We start from the raw sequence: 16,708 nt of genomic DNA, 5'->3' as shown, positions 1-16,708 counted from the left end.
TGTAAAATTAAGCTTTAGGTCTCATAGCACAAAACACTTCAGTAGCGCAGTATATTAAATTAGTGTTATCACAAAAATAAATTCCACACTAAACCAAATCGTATTACAAAATCGCGGTAAGCATAGTTTGGTGCTGCAAAGTTGGTATTTCCTTGGAATATGGTTGGAAAGTTTTCAAACTTGAAGTAAATTCTTGCTGTTCTTACTTTTGCGTTAAAAAAGATGTCTGCCGTATAAAAGCTTTTAAAGTCTTGATTATTGACAAAAAATTCAGACAAAATCGGGTCGTAAGCATTAGACTGGAAGTCTGTAAAGTAATTAAATGTGATTCCAGTTTGCATAAATAAGGCTTTTTTAAACCAAAAATCTTGGTAATATAAAGATTGGCGTGTCACCAATTCAGGAACTCGAAAAGCCGATTCGCCAGACAAAACTTGTTGGTAAATTACATCGTTAGCTAACCCAAACTTACCAACTTTAAAGTCTTTTTGTGCCTTAAATTTAAGGTATTGAACTTGTGCCTCACTTTGCATTGGCTTTACCAGAGTATCTGCATTTGCTGTAGCATCTGGATTATCTATCAATCCGAAATAAGTATAATTGTCTATGCGTTGATAGCTTAATTTGTAAGTCCCAAAGCGCTTAGATGCAAGCTGAAGTTGTAATTGCTGTAAGTTTTGATTATCAAAATTAGGATTGTACCAATTGTAGTTTTTATAATCACTTTGATACAATAAAAAATTGAAATTTGGCAATGCTGAATTTATTTTTAATCGTGCTGAAACAGTAGATGTCGAATCTAATTGATAACTCGAAGTTACATTTACATCATAACCTTTAAAGGTGTCATGTAAATTAAGTGCGGCATTGGTTTTAAATTTGAAGCCGCCAAACTGTGTAAGGTAATTACCGCCTACAGCTAAAACATCTTCGTTAATTCGGTTGGGTACAATATTACCATCATCTTGAAGTACAATAGAATTAAACCCGTAATTGTAGTTGGTATGCTCTATAAATCCGCTGAGTTTACCTAAAAATTTCTGTTGATAACTAATTCCTAACTGATTGCGAACATACTGATACTCAACTTCGTCATATAAATTAGAATTTTCAAAGGCTTCACCATAAATTGATGTGGCTTCTGTTTGTTGAAATTGATATTCTTTATCTGAAAAATTCAGCTTATGAAACGCGGTAACTTCAGCCGAAGAGGTAGAGTCAGCATTTGACTTCAATTTATAAGCTTGATTTAAATAGAAGCGTTTCCCATACAAAGTCGATTCTGCATTTTCATATTGCATAGCTACCGATGAGCGATTATCATATTCGGGTAACTCATCCTCGTAAAACTGAACTGCCTCAGCTGTCATCCCGCCATTTTCTTGGCTCATTAAATCTTGAGAAACAAAATGGGTTCGTGCAAAATAACGTTGATTTTTAGATTGGTAACTCAAAGTCATTCTTAAATTTCCGGTACTAGTTAAGCTATTTTGATAGTTGCCAAGTGATCGTAAGCCTTTATAGGCGATTGATAAATTAAGTTCGGGCTTAATATTGGTTGTAAAAAAGGCATCAACATTTTGGCCTTGCTGAAATACGGTTTTAAAATAAAATTCAGTGAGTGGAGTTGGTACGTGATAATAGCTAATATCATTAGCTTCCATAAAATTAAAGTGCTTTGCGGTGGCTCCAAATTCTGGGTTTTGTGATAATGTGCTAAAGTCACGAGTTAATGCATTAAATGGGCGCCCAATGTTCTGAAAAGGCAATAAACCAAAGTCATCACGACGTAAATAATTATATTTATAGTACTTGCGAATAGTAAGAGTAGTATCTAAACTAATCGTATCGCCATTGGCTAAAATTTGCTTATAATCGCTTACACTAACGTCAATATCTTTAATTTCTTTTTTATCATTATCATCGCCTTTTGTCTCGCTTAGACTGATTCTATTTGTTGATGGCCTACCTTGAGCATTACCGCCTAGCGTACCTTGGGCAGAAGTATGAGCTACAACAAAAAGTAAAACAGCTAAAAAGAGTAACCTCATCATTAAAAATTAAAGCGCAAAAGTACCAATTTTTAACGAATGCAATTGAGATTTGTTTTACATGCTAAAAAAATAGAATAAAATGTATTTTTGTATCATGCTGAAACTTCAATACCAACAGGAATTGCTAGAATGTGGTACCGATGAAGCCGGTCGTGGTTGCCTGGCTGGTCCCGTAACTGCAGCCGCTGTTATTTTACCGAAACATTTTAAACACGATTGGCTTAACGATTCTAAGCAACTGAGCAAAACCAAGCGCGAACAACTTGAACCACTTATAAAACAAAAAGCTATAAGTTATGGCATTGCACATGTGATGATGGCCGAAATCGACGAAATTAACATTTTAAATGCTTCAATTTTAGCAATGCATCGCGCAATTAAACAACTTCAGCCTCAACCTGAATTTATTGCTGTAGATGGTAATAAATTTAAAGCCTATAAAAACATCATGCACCAATGTGTAATTAAAGGAGACGGAAAATACTTAAATATTGCAGCAGCTTCTATTTTAGCCAAAACAGCTCGTGATGCTTATATGCTAAATATAGATCAAGAACATCCTGAATATGAATGGCGTACAAACATGGGTTACCCGACAAAATCACACCGAGAAGCTATAAAAAATTTTGGTGCGACAGACTATCATAGAAAAAGCTTTAAATTATTACCGGAACAATTAAGCCTAGATTTTTAAAATAAGTTGACTTAAAATGCTGTTTAATAACCAACCAAATTGCAAATTGAATGTGTAAATTTGTTGATTAATTATAAGTATTATGTTAAGGCTTTTTCAATTAACTCTAGTCATAATTTTAATAAGTTGTAGCAACTCAACATCTACAAAAACCATTGCTTTAGCTGATGCATTACCACCAAAAAGCATCTTGGTTTTTGAATTTGAGACCATTAATCAACTCCAAACCAATTTGTCAACTAACAGCTTCATTAAGCAAAATCTTGACAATAAACTTATTATTGACCTTCAGCAACAACTTCAATTGTTGTCTCATATTAATTCAGATTTAGGCGGAATGTTAAGCATTTCTAGCATTGGTAGTGATAGTTTTGCTTATACATTTATAACCAACTCAACCGAATCACTTATTAAAACTGGTTTAATTAACAACCAAAAAAGTTTAAAGTACGATGGTACCAATTTAAATGAAATTAGTATCGATAAAGAATCATTTTACAGCACCCAACTTAATAACATAAAACTTATAAGTAGTTCGCGTTTAACGCTAGAAAATATTATTCGCAGCCACAATAATAATATTAAACTAGAAGCTAGTTTTTATAAAGCCTTAAAAGCAAGTAGCAATAGTCAAAACTCTCTATTTTTAAATTTATCTCGCCTCTCGCAACTTCACCAACACCTGTTTAAGAACTCAAGTTCTGTTTATGGCGAATTAGGTGAATGGGCAGTTTTAGACTTAGAAATTAACGCAGAAGACATTATGGCTAATGGTGTAATTTTACCTGCTGAAGGCCAACAAGTTTTTATTGAAGTTTTAAGAGATGAACTTAACAGAAGTACAAAATTTGCTGAAGCTATCCCGTTAAATTCAACTTATTTTTACAACTTCAGCATATCTGATTTTAAGAGTTTTCAGGATCGCCGAAGAAATCTGGGCTTTACAAGCGACATAATTTCTCACCCTATTGAAAATTTTTCTGCAGAACTGAGTGTTACTTTCAGCAATGCATCTATTTGTGTCGATTATATGCCAGAAGATGTTCTTGGCTTTGAAGAGCAGTTTTTAAATGACTTAGAAGTTAGTGAAGGCTTTAGAGGCGAACAAATTTATAAATTAGATCACTTTGATGCATTTAACCACTTTAGCCCACTAATTAAAAATTTCGTGCCAAAATTTGTAACTAAATTTAAAGGACATTTTTTATTTAGCGAAAACTTAGAAACTCTAGAAAACACCTTAGTCAATATAAAAAATAATGCCACTTTAGCTGAAACTGATTATTTTAAAGAAAGTCGTGATGAATTAAGGTCTTCTTACACACTTCAACTGGGAAGCTTAAATGAAAATTTATTACCGCATTTAGCTTCAAAAAGTCAAAAACATTCAACTGCGTGGAAGAAAATTAAACTCAATGGTTTTAATTTAAGTTTAATTCAGCTTGACCTCCAAAAACAATATACTTTAATAAATACTTACAGCCAATCTGCGATAAACTCTTCTAAAACTAGCTTAAAGGTTAATCGACTAAAACAGCAACACCATTTGGCAATGCCACCACAATACTTTGTTAACTGGCGTACACAACAACATGACATTGTATACCAAGACGAAGCTAATGTGCTGCATCTTATTGACTCTAAAGGTCGTGAAATTTGGCAAAAACAACTTGACAGTAAAATAGTAGGCAAGATTAAAAGCCTTGATATTTATAAAAATACACGTTTACAGCTAGCTTTCACAACCCAAAACAAGCTTTATGTTTTAGACAAAAACGGAAGCGAAGTTAGCCGCTTTCCGATAGTTTTTAAGCAACCCATTACACAAGGATTGCAGTTGTTTGACTACAGCAATAATGGTCGACACCGTTTTGTGGTGACACAAGGTAACCAAATAAAAATGTATGATAAAGATGCAAAGCTTGTGAAAGGTTTTAAGTTTAAATCTCCACAGTCAAATATTACACAAGCACCAAAACACATCAGAATTGATGCAAAAGACTATATTTTAGCGCAAACTGAAAAACAACTTTTTATTTTAGATCGAACTGGTGATATTAGGGTTAAACCAAACCAAAAGTTTGTACCAAGTAACAATGCTTTTTATGAATTTGGTAACCAATTTATAGGAACATCAAATAATAGTGAATTGGTAACTATAGAGACTGATGGCAAAGTAAATTTGAGTCCTCAAAATTGGTTTAGTAATCACTATTTTACTGCCAATAAACAGCATTATGTGAGTTTGTCTGAAAATAAACTTCAAATTAACACAGAAGAAGTTCAGTTAGATTATGGTTTGTATCTCAGGCCAAAATTACATCAGATGCGCAATACTGTTTTTATCTCTGTAGTTGACGAACAAAGCCAACAATTATATTTACTAAATAGCGACGGTAAGCTAATTGATGGGTTCCCTATTTATGCAACATCTGAAATTGAATTACGCGAATTAGCGCCAAATCAGTACGAATTTATTACTCAAGGTGACGACCAATCGATTTTGGTTTATCAATTTAGCGATTAGTTGAATTTTTACTGGTTAGGTGAGCTTCAAATAAATCTTCAAAATAATGCTTAACTTTAGCCTTAACTTCATTTAAGCTAACTTCCTTTTGGCCGAGTTCTACATTTAATGAGGTAACCGCTTTATCTTGAATTCCGCAAGGCACAATATTATCAAAATAGCCTAAATCAGCATTTACATTAAGTGCAAAGCCATGCATGGTTACCCAACGTGAAGCGCGAACACCCATAGCGCAAATTTTACGCGCAAATGGTGTTCCTACATCTAGCCAAACGCCTGTTTCGCCTTTACTTCGTTCGGCTTTTAAACCGTAATCTTTAAGTGTTAAAATAATTACTTCTTCTAAAGTTCTTAAGTAGCGATGTATATCTGTAAAAAAGTTTTCAAGATCTAAAATAGGGTAACCTACCAATTGTCCAGGACCATGATAAGTGATGTCGCCTCCACGATTAATTTTATAAAATGTTGCGTTTTTTTCTTTTAGCTGAGCTTCGTTCAAAAGCAAATTTTTTAAATCGCCGCTTTTACCTAAAGTGTATACATGCGGATGCTCGACAAATAACAGATGATTTTGAGTTGGTAATTGCGCGTCTTCTCGCCTATTTTTAATTTTTATATCAAGTATCTGCTGAAATAAATCTTCTTGGTAGTCCCAAGTTTCTTTATAATCACGTAATGCTAAATCTTGAAAAATGACATCTTTACTCATAACTAAAATTGAAGTACAAAGGTAAGTATCTTAAATTGAGTTTAGATTTCATTTTAAAGAAAGCTTATGAGGTTTAATTGAATAAGCTTAAAATCTCAGGTGGAATTTTACTTAAAGTTTTGGTTGCTTGATTAACCAAACACCAAGTTGTGGTTGAAGTCGTGAGAAGTGTATCATTCCGATAGATTTCAACAACTCTTATAGATTTTACTCCGGAAGTTGTTTTAACCCAAGTTACAATACTCAGTTGATCACCTAAAAACCCTTGAGATTTGTACTTGATGTGGTGCTCAACTAAAAACCAAGCAAATTCAGACTTTAGCTTAGTTGAAGCTAAGTGTTCCCAATGTTGCTTTGCTGCATCTAAAACCAACTCAATCGAGCGAATATTATTTAGATGGTTAAGTTCATCGATGTCTTTGGGAGCCACTTCATACTTGTATGTAAAACAATCAGCCTTCACTTAAAAACCTAGTATGAGCTTAGAGATATAGAAAAATAGAAAAATGCCAAAAATATCATTACTTGTGGTAATAAAAGGTCCTGTTGCAATAGCTGGGTCAATACCGCGCTTATGTAAAATAATAGGCACAAAAGTCCCAATTAAAGCCGCAACTAAAATCACTGATAAAATAGAAACTGCAACAGTAATACTAACTAATTGTGGTAAAGCTGTTATAAAACCAAAAACCATCACTAGTAAACCTAAAGCAATACCATTTATTAAACCCAAGCTAACCTCTTTTAATAATCGACTCAACAAGCTTTCTTTCAAAGAATCGTTAGCTAAACCTTGAACAATTATTGCACTAGATTGTACGCCAACATTACCAGCCATAGCTGCAATTAAGGGTGTAAAGAAAAATAGAACCTGATAATCTTTTAAAGCTTCATCAAAACCTTGCATCACATAAACAGCACCTAAACCACCTAATAAGCCTAAAATTAACCAAGGTAAACGTGCTCGTGTAAGTTGTATTAAACCATCATCGGCTTGAACATCTTCAGAAATACCAGCAGCCATTTGGTAATCTTTTTCGGCTTCTTCCCGTATAAAATCGACAATATCATCAATAGTAACACGACCAACCAGCCTTCCTAATTCATCTACAACAGGAATTGCTTCTAAGTCGTATTTTTGCATAATTCTGGCAACTTCTTCGCCAGTTGTATGCACATTTACATAATCTACTTTTGTAATATAAACGTCAGCTATATGAGCATCTTTTGGTGCAGTAATTAAATCTTTTAAAGACAGTCGGCCTTTAAGTTTGCCTTTGTTATCGACCACGTAAATTGAATGAACACGAGTTACATTCTCTCCTTGAGAGCGCATTTCTTCCATACAACCAGTAACGCTCCAATTTTCATTAACTTTAATTAACTCTTTAGCCATTAAACCACCTGCTGAGTCTTCATCATAACGCAATAGCTCAATAATATCTTTAGCGTGGTCTCGGTCTGTAATATTGTTAATGACTTCTTGCTGAATATCGCGGTCAAGCTCGGCAATAATATCGGCTGCATCATCGGTATCCATTTCTTCAATCTCATCGGCAATTTCTTGCGCATTTAAGTTTTGAAGCACTTTTTCCCGATCATCTTCATCAATTTCCATTAAGACTTCAGCCGTTTTATCTGAATCTAATAGTTTAATGATATAAGTTGCTTCATTAAGACTTAATTCATCTAAAATTTCGGCAATATCGGCGTGGTGTAATTCTTCTAAATGCAGTAATAGTTCATCATTATTATGCTCTTCAACAAGAAGTTGAATTTTTTCAACAAAGTCTTTACTGATTTGAAACTGCATCTTCGTCGATTTTTTTTGTTAATTCTATAAATTCTGAAACACTAAGCTGTTCTGGGCGTTTATTAAATATAGGCTTTGAAGTCAAATCAGCTGATAATTGAAGTGTTTTTAAACTGTTTCGGATTGTTTTTCGGCGCTGATTAAAAGCGGTTTTAACCACCTTAAACAACAACTTTTGATCACATTCAAGTTGATAATTTGCTTTTCTAACCAGTCGAAGTACGCCTGAATCGACTTTTGGTGGCGGATTAAAAACATGAGGCTTTACAGTAAATAAATATTCTGTATCGTAAAAGGCCTGCGTTAAAACTGAAGTAATTCCATAGGTTTTGCTACCAGGATTTGCACAAATGCGTTGTGCGACTTCTTTTTGAAACATGCCCGCAAACTCTGGAATATAGGCATGTAACTCGATGGTTTTAAACACAATTTGAGTTGAAATATTGTAAGGGAAATTCCCAATAACCGCAAATTCTTCAGATTGAAACCGCTTGATTAAATGATCATTTAAAAAATCAGCATTCACAACTTCAAAATCTTGATTTATTTCGGCTTTAGAGAATTGTGCTCTAAAATTGGTATTTAGATAGGTAATTGATTCACGATCTACATCCATCGCTACTAAGTTCACTGGTTTTGCAAGTAAAAACTGTGTTAAAACACCCATGCCAGGACCAATTTCGACTAAATGTTTATAGCCCGAATAACTCAAGCTATCGGCAATTTGCTGAGCAATATTAAGGTCTTTTAAAAAATGCTGCCCGAGGTGTTTTTTTGCTTTTACTTGCATAAACTTAATGTTGGTCTATAATTTTTAGAGTTGAGCTAAAACTAACAACGCGTGTTTTAAACAAGCTAATTTTAGCTTCAATTTTTGAAGCATAAGCTTGTTTATAGGCCTCTAAATGTGTTTCAGTTGGCACAAAAAACTGCGCTGAATAAGTAAAGCTATCCTGATTTTCATCTTGTAAAACCTCGCTTAAAACTGCTTTTGTAAATTTTTTAGTCGATAACATTTCAGGGATAAAGCTAGAATTTACCCAACTATACCAATCTTGATGTACAGAAGCTTCAACCTGCATTGTAATATTATAAATAAACATAATTATTCTATTTTATCGCCGCGCAAAGTTCTAAAAATTTCTCTAGCTTCAACAAAGTAAATGCTATCGGGATGGTTAAAAATAATGTGCTCAAATTTTGACTTAGCCTTTTCGGTCGCGTTAAGCTGATCGCGATAAATTAAACCCTGTGCAAATAAAGCATTGTCTGCTAAAATACTTTCAGGATAATCGGTCACCAATTGGTTGTAAGCTTCTGCAGCAGCTTCAAAATTAGACAAACTTTCAAAGTTTAAGGCTAAACGATACAAGGCTTCATCTACTATGGCAACATCTTTATAAGATTCTAAAACCTTTTGCAAAATATTAATCGCTTTATGATAACGTTGCTGACTTCTTAACAAGTCGGCTTTAGCAACACGCTTTAAATCGGTTTGGGTAGAATCAAGATATGAGTTTTCGCGAATGTGTAAGGCTAACTCTAAAGCATCATTGGCCATGCGTTGTGAAACGGACTGTTTTAAGACGTCGAGTTGTGTTAAAGCCCAATCAAAATCACCCTGAAAATAACTTGTTTGTGCAGTTTTAAACTTCGCTTCTCGTGCTTCATCTGAGTTGGGCACTAATTTTTCTACTTGCGCATATAGCAATAAGGCTTGGTTAAATTGCCCTTCTAAGCGTAACAAATCACCTTTCAACAGTTTTGTTGAAGCCATTTGTGATGGCCGAATTTGTGACGAATTAACTTCATCTAACAACTTAATGGCATTTTGAGGATTTTGTAACTGATTGGCTGTAAATTTTGCCCAATCAAGATAAATAGCGTGTGTTAGTGTTGAAATTTTTTCAGCTGTAAAAAAATCTTGATAAGCTTGGTTGACAGTTTCAACTGAATTTTCTGGGTTAAACTGAAGTAACTTCAATAAATACTGAGCACTTCTGTAAAACAAAACAGGTTGATTGGTTTTAGCTTGAACTTCTTTAAAAATTTGTTTGGCTAAACTATAATCTTCTTGTTCAAAAGCAATTTGTCCGAGTTCAAAAATATTATTGAGCTGTTTGGTTTGGCTTCGGGCATAAATGGCTTTTTCTTGTATAAATGCTAAATTTAAATTGCCTTGTTGCACAAACAACCAGCTTAGCATTTCATTGTACAGCTTTCTAGGTTCATTTTGGTTGCGTTGTAATAAAACTGTTTTAAAAGCTAAATTGGCTTTATTGTTAGGATCTTTGGTGATAAAATCAGAAAATCTTGGACTTAACATTTTAAAATAACGCGCATTTTTTTCAATGATATCAACATAATTGTTAAACATTTTTTCAAACTTGCTTTGCTCACCATAAATACGTGCCAATTCTATTGAAAAGTTGGTTGATGGCCGAATGCTCTGGGCAGTTTCGTAGGTTTCTTCAGCGTAATTTAAAAGTCCATAATTTTGAAAAGCTTTACCAACAATATAGGCAAAATTTGGGCGCTCTGTTACCTTTGCTAAAGCTGATTGATAATATATTTTTGCTGAATCGAGTTGTTTTTCCTGATCGAACAAATAGCCAAGTTCAACCTCTATATTTGGGTAATTACCTGGACGATTAAGGTAAGTTTGTAAAGCTTTTTTGGCGGCTTGAAGTTGTTCTAAATTTTTATGCGCTTCTACTAAACCTAACAAAAATTTTTGATTTCTAGGATTTTCTTCGAGAAGTTGCTCATAAACGGCTAAGGCTTTTTCATATTCGCCTTGGTCTAAATAATTTTGAGCCAAATTAGCATTTTGAGTCCATACTAAGTTGAATAAAAAAAGTAATAATATGAAGCTTAATTTTCGCATTGTGCTAAATTAAGCTTTTTTGGGAACTTGCGATGTTAAACCCTAGTTCAAAAACTTCAACTGAACCGAGACCTAAACCGAAAAAACTATTCGTTTTTATAGTTAGCCATAAATTCTTCTGCTTTATTGACCATAGATTGAGTTCCACAAAAAAATGGCACACGCTCATGAAGCTTAGTGGGTTGAATATCTAAAATACGTTGATAACCATCAGAAGCCTTTCCGCCAGCTTGCTCAGCAATAAAAGCCATTGGGTTACACTCGTATAATAGGCGTAATTTTCCTTTAGGAGCTTTAGCTGTTTTAGGATACATGTAAATGCCACCTTTAATCATATTCCGATGAAAATCGGACACTAAGCTACCGATATATCGCGAAGTGTAAGGTCTGTTGTCAGACTCTACTTCAGCTTGACAATATTTAATATAATCTTTAACACCTTGAGGAAAATGCACATAGTTACCTTCATTAATTGAATAAATATTGCCTTCTTCAGGAAATTTCATGTTAGGATGCGACAAATAATAGGTTCCTAATGCTGGATTTAATGTAAACCCATTAACACCATGACCAGTCGTATACACTAACATTGTTGATGTGCCGTAAATAATATAACCTGCCGCCACTTGCTGATTGCCAGGCTGAAGAAAATCGTCTATTTCAACAGGTTGCCCAACAGGTGATTGGCGGCGATAAATTGAAAAAATAGTACCTACCGAAACATTAACATCAATATTAGAGCTACCATCAAGTGGATCCATCAGGACCACATACTTATTATCGTGGGCTTTATTTTGACCTTGAATGGTAATATAATCGTCGTTTTCTTCTGAAGCAATACCACAAACAATTTCACGGTTAATTAAGGTTTGTATAAAGCGTTCGTTAGCATAAACATCAAGCTTTTGCTGGTCTTCACCTTGTACATTGGTTTCGCCTGCATTACCAGTGATATCGACTAATCCGGCTTTATTAACTTCGTGATTTACCACTTTGGCAGCAAGTCTAATCGAGTTAATTAATCGAGATAATTCGCCTGATGTGTACTTAAATGACTTTTGATTTTCGATGATAAATTCACCGAGGGTTTGGTTAGCTTTTTTCATTACGAAAACGTTGTAGTTTCAGCAAAAATAGGAAAAAACCGCTTTTATATCCGATTTAAGAATGTTTTTATTTTTCACAACGTATTTTTGTTTAAAAATGAGTTCGATGGAATTTCAAATACGACTTGCAGCGGCTGAAGATATGCCACAAGTGCTAAACTTAATCAAGGAATTGGCTAAATTTGAAAATGAACCCGATGCTGTTGAAGTTAATGTAGATGATTTAAAAGCTTACGGCTTCGGTAAAGATGCTTTATTTAAATGCTTTGTCGCTGAAATTGATGCAACTATTGTAGGAATGGCTTTATTTTATTCCAGATTTTCAACTTGGAAAGGCGAAACTTATCACTTAGAAGATTTAATTGTAACCCAATCGCATCGACAAAAAGGTATTGGTAAGGCTCTGCTTGAAGCACTGATTTTACATGCTAAAACCCATAAAATTAAACGTGTAGAATGGGTTGTTTTAGATTGGAATTCAAACGCTATCGAATTTTATAAGTCATATGGTGCAACCGTGTTTAAAGAGTGGCGAACGGTTCAATTAGATGAAGCTCACATTAAAAACATTAACTTGTAATCTATTAAATCATAATTATGCAAATTTTTAAGTTTGGTGGCGCATCGGTAAAAGATGCTGCTGGTGTTAAAAATGTCGCTGAAGTTTTAAAACTTACAGGAACCGACCAAAAGTTATTGGTGGTTTCGGCGATGGGAAAAACCACTAACGCCTTAGAACAAATTGTTAAGCTGTATTTTGAAAAAGACCAAAATCTTAACAAAGCCATCACAGACTTAAAACTGTATCATCACGAAATTTTAAAGGATTTATTTGAGACTTCAGCACATCCGGCTTACACCAAAGTGAACTATTTTTTTGATGAATTGCGTATTTTTTTAGATCGCAACAAATCGCCTAATTATGATTTTGTGTATGACCAAGTGGTGAGTTTTGGCGAGTTGATTAGCACAAGTATTGTGAGTCAATTTTTAAATAGCCTTAATATTGCTAATACTTGGCACGACTGCAGAAATTTAATCGATACTACAAGTGTTTATCGCGATGCTGGTGTGAATTGGGAACGCACCCAAGAAAAAATTAATGCTCATGTAGATACAAGTGAATTAAATATTACTCAGGGTTTTATTGGCTCAGACCAGCATAACTTTACTACGACTTTAGGTCGTGAAGGGAGTGACTACACCGCGGCGATTTTTGCTTATTGCTTAAATGCTGAAAGTGTAACGATTTGGAAAGATGTGCCTGGCGTGCTTAATGGCGACCCTAATGTGTTTAAAAACACTCAGCTTTTGCACCAAATTTCTTACGAAGAAGCCATCGAACTCGCCTTTTATGGCGCATCGGTTATTCACCCGAAGACACTTCAACCCTTGCAGAAAAAAGAAATACCTTTATTGGTTAAATCGTTTTTCAATCCAACAGATAAAGGGACTTGCGTTCAAAAGGGAGAGCAAATTCAACCTTTAATTCCATGTTATATTGTTAAGCCTAATTTAGTGTTATTATCGCTATCTAGTTTAGATTTTTCATTTTTTGTAGAAGAAAATATTTCAGAAATTTTTGCGTTGTTCCATCGCTATCAAATTAAAGTCGATTTAATTCAGAATTCAGCCATTTCATTTTCGGTTTGTGTAGATAATAAATTTAATAATGTCGATAAATTAATTGAAGAATTAAAAGCTAAGTTTAAAGTGACATACAACAAAGGTGTATCGCTATTTACCATTAGGCATTTTAATGATGCCGCCATACAACGAATTGAAAAAGATAAATCTGTGCTCTTAAAACAAGTAACGCGAGAAACCGTACAATTAGTGGTGAACTAAACGTTTAATTTGCTACTGCTTTAATGGGTTGGCATGATGGCTATTGCTTTAAGACTTTAAACGTTTTTGAATTATGAGCACTAAACACTTTTACGAAATAAACACCTGTTTCTAATAACGCAAGGTCTATAGACGTATCTACTGCCTCAACTGTTTTAATCAGCTGTCCCGAAATAGTATAAACTTCTGCTCTATCGATGTTTAAATTGTTAGGGTTTTTTAGCCATAATTGATCTTGCACAGGATTGGGATAAACCGATAGCGCGTTTAGATTTTCAAAATCTGTTGTTGACAAATTACAGGTAGAAGAAAAATTATAATCTCTCCAAACATAGTCATTCACATCTGGCGCGGGTGTAATTATAGTCCAAGTATTATAAGGGAACTGATTTAAAGAAGCGGCTTGGGCATCACTAACATTTATACAAACCGAATAAGTGTATGGCGGATACCAATATTCGTGATCTAGATTAATGGTTAAGTTCTCGTAAGAGGAATTAGGGTTGTTTAGGTTAATGGAATTAATCTGAAAACTAGTCTCTAAACTAATATATTCTAGGTGATTAAGATTGCTAAAATCTAAGTAGGGTATTGCTATATATGGGCCAACATCGAAACTCTCAGTATCGGCGATAAATTCTCTAAGATTTAAGTTTGAATTGAAGACGCCAGCCTGTTCTTCAGACAGAACAACTGTTAAATTAGATAGGTTGAGAATTTCTAGTGCTGTGAAGGCCTCAATACCTGTGAAATCTGTTATGGTACCACCATTATATAAAAATGAATCGTACAAATTTGAAAAATCTAATTCCACAATCGTTTCTATATCAGCCGTTAACACTTGTCCGTTAATGATGCCATCTGAATCGATATTAAGATCAATCAAGGCTTGTTCGAAATCTTCATCAGGAATGGCGGTGGTTTGGGCTAAGCTAGTCAAGCTTTGCCCAAGCATACAAATAATTAATAGTTTTATGACTGTTTTCATGATGCTTAGTTTTTAATGAGTTGTTTAATATCAGCTAAAAAAGTCTGTTGAGAAGAATAAAAGTCATTGCGATTAATATCTAAGCTTGAATGACTTTGAATATCAGTACCACTAGCACCACAAATCTCATCTTGTGAAAATATAAGAAAAGGCAGAAATAAAATTAAAATTAAAGTTGGTAGTTGTTAGTTGCATAATAGCTAGGTTTGATTATTTGTTAAATATATAAAAAATTCATAATAAAACCTTTAAAAATATATTTTTTACAGCCATTTCTAAAGCATAGTAATGAAATATGCGGTTTAAATACTTTTTAAGCTATGTTTTATCAAAGCATCTGAGCTGAAGCAACTTACTGATCTTCTTTAGGAAAGGCCTTTTTATTAAAGACTAATAATAAGCCGAAGCCGGTGCTAATGGCGGTGTCGGCAATGTTAAATACAGGCTCAAAAAACACAAAACGCTCACCGCCCCAAATCGGTAACCATTCGGGTAATATACCATCGTATAATGGAAAATAGAGCATATCAACCACATTGCCTTTCAGCCATTCGCCATAAGGTTGCTCTGCAAATAAAGTAGCAATTTGCCCATAGCTACCGTCAAAAATAATCCCATAAAACACCGAATCGATAATATTACCCAAGGCGCCGGCGAAGATTAAAGCAATGGCCCAAATTAACACCTTCGGTTTATGTTTCTTAATGCTGTCTTTTAACCAATAGCCAATGGCGACAATGGCAAATAAACGAAATACAGTGAGGATAATTTTACCGTAACTACCTGGTATTTTTGCGCCCCAAGCCATACCTTCATTTTCGATAAATAAAATTTTAAACCATGAAAAGACTTCAACCGATTCACCTAACCTAAAACTGGTTTTAATGTAAATTTTAGACAATTGATCTATGATTAAAATAATGGCAATGATCAGGCTGGCTTTCTTTAAATTCATTGGTTTACAAAGTTTAAGTTACAAATGTAATTTAATATTTTATTTTTAAGTCGAAGCGTTAAACTTCATTGCTAAAATGTGCGGCAATCTTGTCTACAATAGTTTTAGCGAGTTTGTACTTACTTTCTAGCGTCCAACCAGCAATGTGTGGTGTTAAAATTACATTTTTAGCTTTTGTTAAATAGTTAAATTCGGCTGGTAAATTCTTTTGAGTAAAAAAGTCTTCAAAAGACGATTTTTCAAACTCTAAGACATCTAAACCTGCGCCTAAAATCTTACCTGATTTTAAAGCTTCAACCAAATCTTTAGTGACAACAGATTTCCCTCTTGCTGTGTTAATAAGCCAAAACTTCTTTTTAAAAGCAGCAATAAATTCAGCATTCAACATGTTTTTTGTGAGTTCAGTGAGTGGCGTGTGCAAACTCAATACATCAGCTTTAGCTTGTAAGGTTTGTAAATTGACTTGTTTAGCATTTGCATCATCGATATCTTCTTTTAAATCATAAAACAACACTTCACAATCAAATCCGCGAAGAACTTTCGCAAAGGCTTTTCCCATATTGCCGTAACCAATCAGGCCGATGGTTTTCCCTTCAATTTCTAGACCTCTGTTGGCTTCACGTTGCCAAACGCCTTGTCTTACCTCAGCATCTGAAATACGGATGCGATTAAATAAATTGAGAAGCAAACCCAAACTGTGTTCACCGACCGCATTTCTATTCCCTTCTGGCGCGTTGAAACATTTAATGCCGAGTTCTTCTGCCACAGAAAGATCGATATTTTCTAAACCAGCGCCAACACGACCGATAAATTTGAGTTGTGTGGCTTTTTGTAAAAAAGTAGCATCTAAAGTAAAACGACTTCGAATAATTAAGCCTTGATAATTATGAATTTTCACTTCAATGTCGGTTTTAGAATTTTTATAATCCGTGTGATTTTCAAAACCAAGTTTGGCCAAACCTTCAGCTAAAGCAGGATGATTTTCATCAAGATGTAAAACTTTCATCAATATGTTTTAAGCAAAAATACAATATTATCTGAGCAAAATAGATAATCCTAATTTTGTGTATTGAAAGCTTTATAGATTTTTAAAGGCATATATGAGGTTTATGTAAATCTACGTATCT

General features: G+C 34.1%; 15 protein-coding genes. 4 read left to right on the top strand and 11 right to left on the bottom strand.

The window, feature by feature from the left end; genetic code table 11:
• Nucleotides 1–68: 68 nt before the first annotated feature.
• Entirely contained in the window at nt 69–2,051 is a 1,983-nt protein-coding gene (locus IMZ30_RS06070; protein WP_242529637.1) for a putative porin, read from the bottom strand.
• Between the two features lie 97 nt (nt 2,052–2,148).
• Between IMZ30_RS06070 and IMZ30_RS06065 the strand changes: the two genes are divergently transcribed.
• The gene (locus tag IMZ30_RS06065) at nt 2,149–2,748 is read left to right on the top strand and encodes a ribonuclease HII (protein ID WP_207037444.1); all 600 of its coding nucleotides are present in this window, start codon (nt 2,149–2,151) and stop codon (nt 2,746–2,748) included.
• Between the two features lie 82 nt (nt 2,749–2,830).
• Nucleotides 2,831–5,275 carry a hypothetical protein gene (locus IMZ30_RS06060; protein WP_207037443.1) on the top strand — a complete coding sequence of 815 codons (2,445 nt, stop codon included), beginning with the start codon at nt 2,831–2,833 and terminating at the stop codon, nt 5,273–5,275.
• Here IMZ30_RS06060 and lipB read toward each other — a convergent pair.
• The 7 genes from lipB to fbp form a co-directional block, all read right to left on the bottom strand.
• Nucleotides 5,265–5,984: a lipoyl(octanoyl) transferase LipB gene (lipB, locus tag IMZ30_RS06055; RefSeq protein WP_207037442.1), complete on the bottom strand. Its 720-nt coding sequence runs from the start codon at nt 5,982–5,984 to the stop codon at nt 5,265–5,267. The genes IMZ30_RS06060 and lipB overlap by 11 nt on opposite strands.
• A 73-nt stretch (nt 5,985–6,057) precedes the next feature.
• Complete coding sequence (locus IMZ30_RS06050) at nt 6,058–6,447, bottom strand: acyl-CoA thioesterase (protein WP_207037441.1); 390 nt, start codon at nt 6,445–6,447, stop codon at nt 6,058–6,060.
• A complete protein-coding gene (gene mgtE / locus IMZ30_RS06045; protein WP_207037440.1) occupies nt 6,448–7,797 on the bottom strand; it encodes a magnesium transporter in 1,350 nt (449 codons plus the stop codon).
• Nucleotides 7,778–8,587, bottom strand: coding sequence for a 16S rRNA (adenine(1518)-N(6)/adenine(1519)-N(6))-dimethyltransferase RsmA (gene rsmA, locus IMZ30_RS06040; protein WP_207037439.1), 810 nt, complete (start codon nt 8,585–8,587; stop codon nt 7,778–7,780). The genes mgtE and rsmA overlap by 20 nt, the downstream gene beginning before the upstream one ends.
• A 4-nt stretch (nt 8,588–8,591) precedes the next feature.
• Nucleotides 8,592–8,900 carry a DUF4286 family protein gene (locus IMZ30_RS06035; protein ID WP_207037438.1) on the bottom strand — a complete coding sequence of 103 codons (309 nt, stop codon included), beginning with the start codon at nt 8,898–8,900 and terminating at the stop codon, nt 8,592–8,594.
• Nucleotides 8,901–8,902: 2 nt separating this feature from the next.
• Nucleotides 8,903–10,618, bottom strand: coding sequence for a tetratricopeptide repeat protein (locus IMZ30_RS06030; protein WP_207037437.1), 1,716 nt, complete (start codon nt 10,616–10,618; stop codon nt 8,903–8,905).
• A gap of 152 nt (nt 10,619–10,770) precedes the next feature.
• Nucleotides 10,771–11,790, bottom strand: coding sequence for a class 1 fructose-bisphosphatase (gene fbp / locus IMZ30_RS06025; protein ID WP_207037436.1), 1,020 nt, complete (start codon nt 11,788–11,790; stop codon nt 10,771–10,773).
• 106 nt (nt 11,791–11,896) lie between these two features.
• Between fbp and IMZ30_RS06020 the strand changes: the two genes are divergently transcribed.
• Nucleotides 11,897–12,370, top strand: coding sequence for a GNAT family N-acetyltransferase (locus IMZ30_RS06020; protein ID WP_207037435.1), 474 nt, complete (start codon nt 11,897–11,899; stop codon nt 12,368–12,370).
• A gap of 17 nt (nt 12,371–12,387) precedes the next feature.
• Complete coding sequence (locus IMZ30_RS06015) at nt 12,388–13,638, top strand: aspartate kinase (protein WP_207037434.1); 1,251 nt, start codon at nt 12,388–12,390, stop codon at nt 13,636–13,638.
• Between the two features lie 40 nt (nt 13,639–13,678).
• Here the strand turns inward: IMZ30_RS06015 and IMZ30_RS06010 are convergent, their stop codons facing one another.
• From IMZ30_RS06010 to IMZ30_RS06000, 3 genes are all read right to left on the bottom strand, one after another.
• Entirely contained in the window at nt 13,679–14,626 is a 948-nt protein-coding gene (locus IMZ30_RS06010; RefSeq protein ID WP_207037433.1) for a T9SS type A sorting domain-containing protein, read from the bottom strand.
• 352 nt (nt 14,627–14,978) lie between these two features.
• Nucleotides 14,979–15,581, bottom strand: a complete 603-nt coding sequence (locus IMZ30_RS06005) for a lipoprotein signal peptidase (RefSeq protein ID WP_207037432.1) — start codon at nt 15,579–15,581, stop codon at nt 14,979–14,981.
• A 58-nt stretch (nt 15,582–15,639) separates the two neighbouring features.
• Nucleotides 15,640–16,587 carry a 2-hydroxyacid dehydrogenase gene (locus tag IMZ30_RS06000; protein ID WP_207039643.1) on the bottom strand — a complete coding sequence of 316 codons (948 nt, stop codon included), beginning with the start codon at nt 16,585–16,587 and terminating at the stop codon, nt 15,640–15,642.
• Nucleotides 16,588–16,708 lie beyond the last annotated feature (121 nt).

Origin of the sequence: Psychroflexus sp. ALD_RP9 (assembly GCF_017311165.1) — a bacterium.
GTDB lineage: Bacteria > Bacteroidota > Bacteroidia > Flavobacteriales > Flavobacteriaceae > Psychroflexus.
This window is presented reverse-complemented; position numbering and strand designations above follow the sequence as displayed.

Coding starts and splice junctions, on each gene's coding strand:
- IMZ30_RS06070 (WP_242529637.1), bottom strand. CDS start 2,051: ATGAGGTTACTCTTTTTAGCTGTTTTACTTTTTGTTGTAGCTCATACT.
- IMZ30_RS06065 (WP_207037444.1), top strand. CDS start 2,149: ATGCTGAAACTTCAATACCAACAGGAATTGCTAGAATGTGGTACCGAT.
- IMZ30_RS06060 (WP_207037443.1), top strand. CDS start 2,831: ATGTTAAGGCTTTTTCAATTAACTCTAGTCATAATTTTAATAAGTTGT.
- lipB (WP_207037442.1), bottom strand. CDS start 5,984: ATGAGTAAAGATGTCATTTTTCAAGATTTAGCATTACGTGATTATAAA.
- mgtE (WP_207037440.1), bottom strand. CDS start 7,797: ATGCAGTTTCAAATCAGTAAAGACTTTGTTGAAAAAATTCAACTTCTT.
- rsmA (WP_207037439.1), bottom strand. CDS start 8,587: ATGCAAGTAAAAGCAAAAAAACACCTCGGGCAGCATTTTTTAAAAGAC.
- IMZ30_RS06035 (WP_207037438.1), bottom strand. CDS start 8,900: ATGTTTATTTATAATATTACAATGCAGGTTGAAGCTTCTGTACATCAA.
- fbp (WP_207037436.1), bottom strand. CDS start 11,790: ATGAAAAAAGCTAACCAAACCCTCGGTGAATTTATCATCGAAAATCAA.
- IMZ30_RS06020 (WP_207037435.1), top strand. CDS start 11,897: ATGGAATTTCAAATACGACTTGCAGCGGCTGAAGATATGCCACAAGTG.
- IMZ30_RS06015 (WP_207037434.1), top strand. CDS start 12,388: ATGCAAATTTTTAAGTTTGGTGGCGCATCGGTAAAAGATGCTGCTGGT.
- IMZ30_RS06010 (WP_207037433.1), bottom strand. CDS start 14,626: ATGAAAACAGTCATAAAACTATTAATTATTTGTATGCTTGGGCAAAGC.
- IMZ30_RS06005 (WP_207037432.1), bottom strand. CDS start 15,581: ATGAATTTAAAGAAAGCCAGCCTGATCATTGCCATTATTTTAATCATA.
- IMZ30_RS06000 (WP_207039643.1), bottom strand. CDS start 16,587: ATGAAAGTTTTACATCTTGATGAAAATCATCCTGCTTTAGCTGAAGGT.